At 58.7% G+C, this 11,482-nt stretch carries 9 protein-coding genes; 2 read left to right on the top strand and 7 right to left on the bottom strand.

What is annotated here, in order from left to right:
• Window positions 1–37 precede the first annotated feature (37 nt).
• On the bottom strand, window positions 38–904 hold the full coding sequence (gene lgt / locus ACO4XG_RS01905; protein ID WP_308508408.1) for a prolipoprotein diacylglyceryl transferase: 867 nt from the start codon (window positions 902–904) through the stop codon (window positions 38–40).
• Window positions 905–1,099: 195 nt separating this feature from the next.
• On the opposite strand from lgt, the gene ychF reads away from it, so the two are divergent.
• On the top strand, window positions 1,100–2,197 hold the full coding sequence (ychF, locus tag ACO4XG_RS01900; RefSeq protein WP_308508407.1) for a redox-regulated ATPase YchF: 1,098 nt from the start codon (window positions 1,100–1,102) through the stop codon (window positions 2,195–2,197).
• Between the two features lie 211 nt (window positions 2,198–2,408).
• Here ychF and ACO4XG_RS01895 read toward each other — a convergent pair whose 3' ends face one another.
• The 5 genes from ACO4XG_RS01895 to ACO4XG_RS01875 all read right to left on the bottom strand — a co-directional run bounded on the left by ACO4XG_RS01895 (window position 2,409) and on the right by ACO4XG_RS01875 (window position 8,296).
• The gene (locus ACO4XG_RS01895; protein WP_308508406.1) at window positions 2,409–3,872 is read right to left on the bottom strand and encodes a hypothetical protein; all 1,464 of its coding nucleotides are present in this window, start codon (window positions 3,870–3,872) and stop codon (window positions 2,409–2,411) included.
• A gap of 160 nt (window positions 3,873–4,032) precedes the next feature.
• On the bottom strand, window positions 4,033–4,377 hold the full coding sequence (locus ACO4XG_RS01890; RefSeq protein ID WP_009532508.1) for a DUF1292 domain-containing protein: 345 nt from the start codon (window positions 4,375–4,377) through the stop codon (window positions 4,033–4,035).
• A gap of 72 nt (window positions 4,378–4,449) precedes the next feature.
• Complete coding sequence (locus ACO4XG_RS01885; RefSeq protein WP_308508405.1) at window positions 4,450–6,300, bottom strand: ATP-dependent helicase; 1,851 nt, start codon at window positions 6,298–6,300, stop codon at window positions 4,450–4,452.
• Window positions 6,281–7,738, bottom strand: a complete 1,458-nt coding sequence (gene gltX, locus ACO4XG_RS01880) for a glutamate--tRNA ligase (RefSeq protein ID WP_308508404.1) — start codon at window positions 7,736–7,738, stop codon at window positions 6,281–6,283. The genes ACO4XG_RS01885 and gltX overlap by 20 nt, the downstream gene beginning before the upstream one ends.
• Before the next feature lie 45 nt (window positions 7,739–7,783).
• Entirely contained in the window at window positions 7,784–8,296 is a 513-nt protein-coding gene (locus tag ACO4XG_RS01875; protein WP_308508403.1) for a low molecular weight protein-tyrosine-phosphatase, read from the bottom strand.
• 121 nt (window positions 8,297–8,417) lie between these two features.
• On the opposite strand from ACO4XG_RS01875, the gene ACO4XG_RS01870 reads away from it, so the two are divergent.
• Entirely contained in the window at window positions 8,418–9,059 is a 642-nt protein-coding gene (locus ACO4XG_RS01870; RefSeq protein WP_308508402.1) for a hypothetical protein, read from the top strand.
• On the opposite strand, the gene essC is transcribed toward ACO4XG_RS01870, so the two are convergent.
• Window positions 9,051–11,482, bottom strand: a 2,432-nt coding sequence (gene essC / locus ACO4XG_RS01865; RefSeq protein WP_308508401.1) for a type VII secretion protein EssC, incomplete at its 5' end; no start/stop codon positions are given. The genes ACO4XG_RS01870 and essC overlap by 9 nt on opposite strands.

The raw sequence follows: 11,482 nt of genomic DNA, 5'->3' as shown, positions 1-11,482 counted from the left end.
AATAAACAGCATTTTTCCAGCGTACGGGCGCATTCCGTCAGTTTTTCCGCTCGCGCGCCGCAAGCCGCCGGCCGGTCAGAATGCAGAGCAGGGCGACCAGAACACAGACGCCCGCGAGCGCCTGCGAAACCGCGATTCCCGTGCCCGGCACCAGCAGCGAATCCGTGCGGAGTCCCTCGATCCAGACTCTGCCGAGTCCGTAGCCGCCGAGATACAGAAAGAAAATCTCCCCGGTAAAGCGCTTCTTCGCGCGATACCGAAGCAGGAACAGCAGGAGGCAGAGGTTCCAGACGGACTCATAGAGAAAGGTCGGGTGTACCTGGATATAGTCGACGCCGTTCACCCGAACCAGGTGTTGCAACAGCGCGGAATTAATCATAATCGGATTCACGATGTCCCGACGAAGCTGCATCGCAAACAGACTGTCCGTATAGCGCCCGAAGGCCTCGGCGTTGAAAAAATTGCCCCAGCGCCCCAGAATCTGCCCGACCAGAACGCCGAGAATTAAGGAGTCCGCGAGATTCAGAAAATTCCGCTTCTTCCGCCTGCAGTAAACCATAAGACTCAGAATGCCGCCGATCACACCGCCGTAAATCGCAAGTCCGCCGGCCCGGAGGTTCAGAATCTCGAGCAGGTTCCCGCGGTAATTGTCCCACTGGAAAAAGACATAGTAGAGACGGGCGCCGATTACGCCGAAAACTATGCCGAGCAGCGCAAAGTCGTATATCGTGTCCTCGCCGATGCCGCGTTTCTCGGCGTCCCGCGCGGCGAGCGTAATACCGAGCAGCATGCCGATGCCGATGATAATGCCGTAAAAGGCAATCGAAAAGCCGAAAATCGTGATGTGGTTTTGCAAATGTTCAATCGTGATGCCGAGATGCACGAAGCGCAAATCATATCCCATAAGTTCTGTCTCCCTTCCGAAATTCCAGACCCGAGCATAGCAAAAAGCACAGGCATTTTCCATGCAAATCTTTCGCCGCGCGCTGTCCCTGCCCCGGTACTTGAGAGCGCCGCGGCTCTCTGCTACAATGAAGCCCAAACGGGCTCTGCGTTTGCAGCGCCTTCACTCGCAAAACATCAAAGGAGATTCCTGTCTATGAAACTCGGTATTGTCGGACTTCCGAATGTCGGAAAAAGTACGCTTTTTAACTCCCTGACCAAGGCCGGTGCCCAGGCCGCCAACTATCCGTTCTGCACCATCGACCCGAATGTCGGCGTGGTTGCGGTGCCGGATGCGCGCATCAAGACACTCGGCGAGATGCACCACTCGAAAAAAGTGACGCCCGCCGTCATTGAGTTTGTCGACATCGCGGGACTGGTGCGCGGCGCAAGCAAGGGCGAGGGGCTCGGCAACCAGTTCCTCGCAAACATCCGCGAGTGCGACGCGATTGTCCATGTGGTGCGCTGCTTTGAGGACGAAAATGTGATTCATGTCGACGGCTCGGTGGATCCGGTCCGTGACATCGAAACCATCAACCTCGAGCTCATCTTCGCAGACCTCGAAGTGCTGGAGCGCCGCATTGCGAAGACCCAGAAATCCGCAAACAACGACAAGAGCTTAAAGAAGGAGCTCGAGATTCTGAAAGAACTGAAAGTTCTGCTCGAGGACGGCAAGCCTGCCTCCGTCTTTGAGACGGAGGATGCTGATGTCGCAGCCTTTGTCGCTTCCCTCTGCCTGCTGACCGCAAAGCCCGTCATCTACGCGGCCAACGTCAAAGAAGACGATCTCGCGGACGACGGCGCTTCCAATCCGCATGTCGCCGCTGTCCGTGCCTACGCGGCCGCACATCAGAGCAAAGTCTTCTGCGTCTCCGCACAGATTGAAGAGGAAATCGCCGCGCTCGACGAGAGCGAAAAGGCAGACTACCTCGAGGCGCTCGGCATCTCTGTCTCCGGCCTCGACAAGCTGATTGCCGCAAGCTACGAGCTTCTCGGCCTCATCAGCTTCCTGACAACCGGCGAGGACGAGACCCGCGCCTGGACCATCAAGAAGGGCTCGAAGGCCCCGCAGGCCGCCGGCAAAATCCACACCGACTTTGAGCGCGGCTTTATCCGCGCCGAGGTCATCAGCTATGACGACTTTGTGCGCTGCGGCTCTTCGGCGGCGGCAAAAGAAAAGGGCCTCATGCGCCTCGAGGGCAAGGACTATGTCGTGCAGGACGGCGACGTGATTCTGTTCCGCTTTAACGTCTGATTTCCTTTTCATCATGTATCGCGGTCACAAAAGTGTCATGGGATAAAACGAGTTGCAGAAAACCCCGCAGCGCTGACGGAAGCAAGCGCTGCGGGGTTTTTGTTTTCTTTCGGGCAAGAGAACGGGGTTGCAAACTAACATGCCCCGCCGGGGGCAGGACTTTTCGCCTGTCTCTCCGGCGGGGCATATTAGTTGCCTCTCCGCTGCCGCTTCAGGGCAACCAGTCCGTCCCTGTGTTGCCGTGATACCAGCCGTCATTCCAACCGCCGTACCGGTTGTCGTTCGGATTCGGCGGCAGGTCCCGGGTGTCGTCCCAAGATGTCTCGGTCGGTGCCGTCTCTGTCGGCGCGACCGTCGGAGCAATCGTCTCTGTCTCCCGCGCGGTCGTGCTCTCCCGGGTCGGCGCCGCCGTACTTTCACGCGTCGCTTCCTGTGTCGTCGGTGCCGCCGTCGAACTCTCCTCCGGCTTGGTCGGTCTTGCGGGCAAGGTATCGCTCGCCGAGGTCTCCTGTCTGCCGCCGCGGTGACGGGTACCGCCCGGCTTCGTGATATAGCGGACGCTGCGCTTCTTGGTCTCCGTCTCCGTGCTGCTCTCGGCCTCGCTGCCGCTCTCCTCCGTTGTCGCAGCCGCTGCGCTCTCGGTCGGATCCGGTCTTGCTCTGACCGTCTGTGTCTCTGTCGGCGTGACAGTGCGCGTCTCTTTGCTGCTCTCACGCTGCGCGGTCGAGCTCTGACTCTCTGCGCGCCGACTGCTCTCGGCCTCCGTTACGGTCTCACTCTGTGCGGCCGTCGTCCACGCCGCGCTTGTCGGTGCGGTCGTTGCCTGTGTCGTTGTCTGTGCCTCTGTCGTGAACTCCTGGGACACATCCTGCGTCATCTCTGTCTTATCGCTCTCCGTAATCCGGATCTGCGTCGGATAGAGGAGGCGCAGCTGACACTGCAACTCCAGTCCGTCGCGCGCCGTCGATGCCTCCGTCGCCTGAAACTGTGTCGTATAGCGGTACAAAACTTCCACGCCGTCATTGCCGGGCTCTGCTTCGCCGAGTTTTTTGAGACCGTTCAGCTGCTCCCGCGCGAGCGAGAGTTCCTCCGGCATCCGACTTAAAAACACACTGTTCTGCGGCGTCAGATACAAATTCGCCGTATACTTGCCGTCCTCCCGCTCCTCCACACTGCGGTACAGAAGACAGGCGAGTCCTGTTCGAAATACCTGCGGCAGTGTGTCGTACTGATAGCGCGCACCCGAAACAGTGAGGGCGGTCTGCCCGCTCTGAAAGCTGACCGCCTCTCCGTCACCGCGCAGGTTCGGCTGCTGCAGCAGCACTGCGCTGCCGTTTGCGCTGAGCGGATAGGAGAGCCGCAGATAGCTTCCCTTTCCGAGTAGCGCCGCCGGGATACTGTCCCGGATGCTGAGTTCCACGCGTTTTCCGTTCCGGCTGCGCTTGACATCGACCGCAAAGTTCTGCAAGGTCTCGCCGCTCTGATTGACGAGCTCGGCGGTATAGCGCTCTTCCTTGGACTGCTGATAGCCGTGACTCATGTCCGTCGCTTTCAGCACCATGCGTGTTTCTTCCGCTCCTCCTGTATATTGTTTTCCGAATTCCCAAAAACCCAGAACCAGCACCGCCGCCGCAATCCAGACGCGCGCCTGCCTGAGTGCTCGTATTATTTTCATCCTCTCACCATATCTCTACTCCAGTTTGCCTGCTTATACTATGACAGAGAACGAAGAAAAATACCAGCATTTTAGAAGAATTTCTTAATTTCCCCGATTTATTTCTTATTTCCACACAAAAACGCGCCCTTTTTGGGGCGCGTTCCTGTTCTGTCGGCCTTCAGTCCTCGTTCTCGCCGTCCTCTTCGCCTTCCATGAGCTCCTTGAACTCCTCTTCGTCCAGAATCTCGTCGAAGGCATCGCTCACGATCTCATACTCCTCATCGCTCTCGATGTTGGTGAGATCCGGCTGACCGTCCTCGGTCTCCGCATAACGGTATAAAAATACATTTCCGTCTTCGTCTTCGCCGCTTTCCGGCATCAGTGCGATGTACTCCTTGCCGCCCGCCTCAAAAATCGTGAGCACCACGCACTCCAGCAGCTCGCCGTCATCCAGGGTCAGCGTGACCGTCGTGTCACCGCCGTCAAACAAACCCTCATGCTTTACTTCATCATAATCGCTCATCCGCTTTTCCTCACTCTCAGAAAGGTTTGAATATCTCTGTCCTGCTACTATAGCGGACAGTTGCCCGCTCTGTCAATGCGACTCGTACTCCCGCACAAAGCGGCTCTCCTCCGCCTTCCGGTGAAAACGGGTCTTACAGGTCAGAATCCTCAGTTCATCTCTGGCGCGCGTCATCGCGACATAGAACATGCGCCGCTCCTCTTCCAGTTCCTCCCGGCTGTTCGCCTTGCGGTGCGGCACGATACCCTCGTTCACATCGAGGAGAAACACAGTCGGAAATTCGAGCCCCTTGGAGGCATGGTAGGTCATGAGCTGCACTTCGTCGCCCGCTTCCGCCCGCTTGCTCCGCGCCTTACAAGCCGCCGAAAATGCCGTTCCGTCTGCCTGCCAGGCGCTGACCGTCGGAAACCCTTCTGCGGAGGCCTCGATTTCCTCCAGAATATCAAAGAGCTCCTCGGCCTCGATCTCCCGCTCCTCTGCATACTGCTTTAAAAAGTTATCGTAGCCGATTTCCGTGCGAATGTAGGCGATGGCCTCGGACGGGCGCATGCGCCCGAGTCGCCGGAGTTCCCCCGCAAACTTTCCGAGCCGCTCGTCCATCCAGTGCTCGCCGCTTTTTTCGTAGTGGCGCCTTACCCCCGCGAGACTCTCGCCCTCCATGCGCACGGCCTCGCGGCGGATGTAGCGGTTCGGCCGGTTCATGATGCGGAGCAGGTCGCCGGGTTCCGCTCGGTCGCCGGCGAGGCGCAGATAGGCGAGAAGGTCCCGCGCAATCCAGTGCTCGTTCAGATCCGGCAACATCTCCCGCATGCGAAACGGGATATTCTCCTGGTAGAGACGCCGCGCGAGAAGGCGCGGCTGCAGGTTCGTCCGGTAGAGGACCGCGATGCTGTCGTAACGCGCGCCGCCGCGCACCAGTTCCCGGATTTCTCTGATCAGATAGTCGGCCTCCGCGCGCGGCGTCGGACAGACAACGGTATTCACCGGCTTGCCGGACGGGCGCGCCGCCGTGATTTCCTTCGGAAAGCGGGTCTTGTTCCGCTGAATCAGCCGCCCTGCCGTCTTCACAATTTCCGGCGTCGAGCGGTAATTGACATTTAGAACAACCCGGGACGCCTTCGGATAATCCCTCTCAAAATGGAGCATAATCTCCGGCGCCGCGCCGCGAAAGCGGTAAATCGACTGGTCATCGTCGCCGACAATCATCAGATTCTCCCGTTTTCCGGCGAGCATGCGAACCACTTCGTACTGCAGGCGGTTGATGTCCTGAAACTCATCCACCAGAATCCAGGCGTAGCGCCCGGAGAGAGCCTCGCGGATATCCGCCCGCTCTTTGAGAAGCTCGTAGCACATTCGGAGCATGTCCTCGTAGTCTATTTTCCGGAGTTCCGCGAGCCCGCGCTCATAGGCGCGGTACACTTCCCGAAACTGTTCTGCCGGACAGCTCACCGAATAGTAGTGCGAAAGTTCGGCTCTCTCTTCCTTGACGAGTGCAATTTCCGAGAGCACATTCTGCACCAGACTGCGAAAATCCCCGCTCTCCGTCTTTTTCTGCCGGAGCACGGTAGAGACCAGAGCGCGCTGCTCTTCCTCGCCGATGACCTGATCTGCCTGATAGCCGTAGGCGGTGCGCAGAATGCGGAAAAAGAAGGCGTGAAAGGTCCCGAACGAGACACCCGTCCGCTCCCTGCCGCATAACTTCCGGTAGCGCTCCTCCATCTCCCGCGCCGCGGCGCGCGAAAAAGTGAGAACCAGCACGGACTGCGGCGCCACGCCGCGCTCTTCGGTCAGATAGCGGACACGCTGTGTGAGCACAAAGGTCTTTCCCGATCCCGGCCCCGCAATGACAAGAAGCGGTCCCTCCCCGTGGGTGACCGCTTCTCGCTGCGCAGGATTTAAATTGTCATGCTTCGCTGCTGCCAAGTTTCTTCTGTCCCTCTCTGAGCCGCGCAAGCGACTCCTCTTTGCCGAGTACATCCATAATTTCGGTTGCGCCCGCCGGTGTCATGAGCTTGCCGGAAAGTGCAATGCGGAGCGGCCACATCACGAGGCCGGTCTTATAGCCTTTCTCCTCGCCGTAAGCCTTTAAGAGGGCAAAGAGCGTGTCGTTATTCCAGTCCGGAAGTGCTTCGAGACGCGGCAACACTTCCGCGAGAATCTCGCGCGAGCTGTCCTCGGTCGACTTTGACTTTTTATTCACAAAGAGCTCGGTCTCATAAGCCGGAACGGCATTGAAGAAGTCTACCATCTCCCGGATATCGAGGAAGGTCTCGACGCGCGTTCTGACCATCTCCGCGATTTTCTTTAAGTCCAGGGGCTTCGTCACATACTCTTTGAGATACTTTTCCGCGCGCCGGTAGAACTCCTCCGGTGCCATTGCCTTAAAGTATTCGCCGTTCATCCAGCGGAGCTTGGTCATATCAAAGACCGCCGGCGACTTCGAGATGCGACCGTAATCGAAGACCTTCGCGAGCTCTTCGAGGCTGAAAATCTCCCTGTCTCCCTCCGGCGACCAGCCGAGCAGCGCGACAAAATTCACGACCGCCTCGCTCACAAAGCCCTGTTCGATCAGATCCTCAAACGACGCATGGCCGCTCCGCTTCGAGAGCTTCTGGTGCTGCTCGTTCGTAATGGTCGGGCAGTGTACATAGACCGGCACCTCCCAGCCGAAGGCCTCGTAGAGGCGGTTGTACTTCGGCGAGGACGAGAGATATTCCTGCCCGCGCACCACATGCGTGATTTCCATCAGATGGTCATCGACGACATTCGCAAAATTGTAGGTCGGGAAGCCGTCGGACTTGATTAAGACCATGTCGTCGAGCTCCGCATTGTCCACCGTAATATCGCCGTAAATTTCATCGTGGAAGGTCGTGGTGCCGGTCCGCGGATTGTTCTGGCGAATCACAAAGGGCTCGCCCGCCGCAAGCCGCCGCTCCACCTCTTCTTTCGGCAGCGAGAGGCAATGCTTGTCATACTGCATGATGACTTCGCCGTTCACGGTCTTTTTCAGAGAGTCCAGACGCGCCTGGTCGCAGAAGCAGTAGTAGGCCTCGCCCTTCTCGACGAGCTGCTTCGCGTACTGCATATAAATGCCCGCGCGCATGCGCTCACTCTGCACATATGGGCCGTAGCCCTTGTCCTTATCAGGTCCCTCATCGTGCAAAAGACCGGTTTCCTCGAGCGTGCGGTAAATAATCTCAGTCGCTCCCTCGACAAATCTGCCCTGATCGGTGTCCTCGATGCGGAGAATGAAGGTACCGTCCGCGTGCTTGGCAATGAGATACGCATAGAGTGCTGTCCGCAAGTTTCCGACATGCATGCGCCCGGTGGGACTCGGCGCATATCTGGTTCTGATTTTCATGTTGAACTCTCCCTTCGCTCTGCTCGGCGCAGCTTTTCACTTATTTTAGCACGCTGTGTTTCCCCCCGCAATCGGTCTTACGCCCGCTTTGCCGAGCGCCCGCAGTAAACCCTCGCAACCCGCCGTAATCTGATCGGCGCAAGTGACAAAATCACCGGTATACCAGGGATCCGCAATTTCCGCCTTTTCTCCCGCTTTCTCTGCAAAGGAGAGCAGGAGTCTCAGCTTTTTCTCCGGATCTTTGCCGAGGATGCGCGCCGCATCCCGCAGATTTCTCTGCTCCATACAAATCAAATAATCGTAATTCGCGTAGTCCGCTCTCTTTAACAGAACCGCCCGCTTCTCTCCGCAGGGAATGCCGCGCCGCTTTAATTCCGCCTTTGCGGCCGGATACATCGGATTTCCGATGTCGTAGATAATTTCCTCGCTGCTTGTCGCGGCGGAAGCGCACAGAACCTGCTCCTCGACCCTGGCTTTTTTCACGAGATCCCGCATAATAAATTCCGCCATAGGGCTGCGGCATATATTTCCCAGACAGATAAATAAAATCCTCTTCATAACACACTCCAAACTACAGGCAGACCTTGTTCCGCGCCAAAAAATCGAGTATGATTCTATCATAGGAACAGTGTAAGAATTGTTAAGTTTCCACCGCATTTTTTTGAAAGGAGTCCTGAATATGAAGAAAAAATTAATCCTCGTTCTGACGCTCTCTCTCTCCCTCTTCGCAGTCGCCTGCGGCGGCAAAAAAGAGTCCGGCCCTGCGGAGAGCGGCGCGGTCTCTTCGGCAGCCAACAGTTCCGCGGCGGCAAATTCCGAAGCGGGGAGCGAAAGCGGCGCTACCGCCGCGTCCGGCGCAGCAGACGGCAGTCAGGCGGTCACTGTGACGCCGGATGCGGCCATGGCGACCGCCTTTCGCGCGCTCAAGAAAGATATGAGCTACGCAGAGGTCGAAAAGCTCTTCGGCCGCGCCGGAACCGCGGGTGCCGCAAAGGGCAGCTATACCTGGACAAGCGAGGACGGCGCCGGCATTGTCACCGTCGCATTTGAAAGTGACCATCTGACCAATTACTCCCAGGTCGGCGTCATTGTCGACAAGACAGCGAAAGCGACCATGGAAGCTTACAACCAGCTGAAGCCCGAGATGAGCTATGACGAGGCCAAGGAGCTGCTTGGCGGCGACGGCGTCCCGGTCAGCACGAGTTACATTGCCGGTCAAGTCATTTCGTCTTACACCTGGACCGATCCGGACGGCCTCTCCTTTGCGCTGACCTTCTCGAACGACAAGCTCTCCGCAATGAACACCAACCGCTCACAGTAAAGATGGCGCGAGCGGAATCTGAATTTCCGAGACCTGCCCCTTTGCAATGAGCAGTGCGATTTCAACGCGCGGCGGCTTCGGCCGGTAGCCGGACACCCGGAACACAGTTTGCTCATCGGGCGGTCCGAAGACCACACCGGACTGTGCCTCCTTTAATAACTTGCTCACACCGTCGTAACTGCTGAACCGGGGGCTCGCGGCCGCCGCGACAATCGCAATGCCGACTTCCATTGCCGCGCGGAGCAAATTCTCCCACCAGGCTGTCTTCGACTGGCAGAGGACCGAAAACCGCTCGGCTCCGTCAATCCAGAGCGCAAGCTCCTTTTCCTGTCTGAAATACTCCCGCATGCGCAGGGTCTTCCCACTGTTTTCGTAGGAAGCCCTGCGCTGTTTGATTTCTTCCTCGAGAAGTTCGCCGAGTGCCACGAGACTCTCGGCATCGTCCGCGTAGTGCGCATCGCCCTCTTTTGCGAGCGGATAGAGATCGCCGCCGCAATCGATCACATAGCTCTGTCCCGCATAGGCCGCATGGAGCAGCAGCAATAGATTGGTCTTTCCGCACTGCGCTCTCCCGAGAATCAGGTTCAGATTGCCGTAGAGGCAGAGGGTGCGCGGCGAAACCTCCGCCGTGTCAAGTCCGACTGCATACGAAAAGGGCTGCCGGACAGCCGCATAGCGCGCCCAAAGCAGATCCGGCGTCAGCACTTCCGGCATCACGGCGAGCGGCGTCGGCCGCCAGCCTATCGTCTTGCGCGCGCAGGCTTCGCAGCGCGCCCGGATGGTCGTGTCATACTCCTTTTTCTCCGCCGTGCTCGCCCGATAGCACTGCAGGAAATGGATGCCGTCTCGCTGTACCAGCGCCCGGCCTTTGATCTCCGGGAGCTTCAAAGGGCTCCGCCCGACCGCCTCGGCCGCCTCGGCGGGATCCAGCAGAAAAAGCGCCATCTTATCCTTGATATGATTTAAGAGCGAATAGCGTAAAGCGCCCGGTCTGGTCGCCGTGAGCGCCATATAAATACCGACCGCCACGCCGTCCCGCGCGAGCTGCATAAAAAAGGGCTCCAGTTCCGGCTCAAGCTCTTTGACCGCGTCGAAATGATCCAGAAAGAGCACAATCGCAGGCTCCTGTCCCGCCGCTTCGCTGAGTTTTCGCCGCTTTACCTCGGCCGCCAAAAGCGCCATGAGCTTTTTTCGCTTTTCCGTCTCATCAAAGTTCAGATAATCCGCGACATGCGGCAAACCTCGCACGAGAGACAGAGCGCCCGCGCCGAAATCCAGAAGATAGAAGTAAACGCGCGACGGCGGGTAGCGCTCCGCGAGCGCAATGGCAGCAGTCTGTAAGACCGTGGTCTTTCCCATTCCGCCCGCGCCGAAGACCGCGAAGTTGCCGTCCCGCCGGAAGTCATGCGTGCAGATTTCCGTCCGCTGTTCCTCCGGAATGTCCGCACAGCCGAGCGGAAACGCGAGACTTTCCGCTTCCTCCGCCGCGCCGCTCTCCGCCGCCGGCAGTTCCAACATGGCCGGGAGCGGCGGCAGCCATAACTTTTCCGGCAACTTCAGCGTTCCGGCAGCGGCAACACGACAAATCTCCCGAAGCACCGCGCCGAGTTCGCTCACTTCTTCGCCCTCCGCCGTCTCGCCGCGCCCTACGCGGCACAGAAGTTCCCGCTGTCCGCGCGCCGTCCGCCGGTAAATCCGCCGGTCGGCCGCCTCGCCTGCGCGCCGGTAGACAGCACCGCTGTAAGCCGACTGGAAGAGTTCGTAGAGCTCATTGTTGCCGACCTGGAGATAAGCCCGGCCCGGCTTGGTGAGTTGCGCGGCATCTCCGGTCTTTAGCATCTCCTTGCTGTCCGCCTCGGTCTGCACCTTGAGCGCTATCTTGCAGCGCGCATTGCTCCAAATCTGCTCGTTGACCACACCCGAGGGCTTCTGTGTCGCAAGAATCAGATGGACGCCGAGGCTTCGCCCGACGCGGGCGGTCGAGATTAGTTCTGCCATAAACTCCGGCTGCTCCGCCTTTAATTCGGCGAACTCATCGGCAATCAGAAAGAGATGCGGCAGCGGCACCCCGGTTCGCCCCGCACGGCAGGCCTCTCCGTAGTCGTCAATGTGGTTGACGCCGAGTTCCCGGAAGAGTCGCTGTCTTCTCGCGAGTTCGCTCTTCACCGCGACCAGCGCGCGGTAGCTGTCGCTCCCGTCCAGATTCGTGATGGTGCCGAGCAAGTGCGGAAGCTCCGCAAAGAGATTTGCCATGCCGCCGCCCTTGTAGTCAATCAGCAGAAAGCCCACTTCCTCCGGTGAGAACTGCAGGGCGAGCGAGAGAATCAGGCTCTGCAAGAGCTCCGACTTGCCGGAGCCCGTGGTGCCGGCGACCAGCGCATGCGGGCCGTGCGCGCTCTCATGGAGATCCAGGCTGACCGTCT

The sequence above is a fragment of the Stomatobaculum sp. genome, from assembly GCF_057248925.1.
The sequence above is the reverse complement of the archived record's forward strand: the minus strand, read 5'-3'. Positions and strand labels throughout refer to the sequence as shown.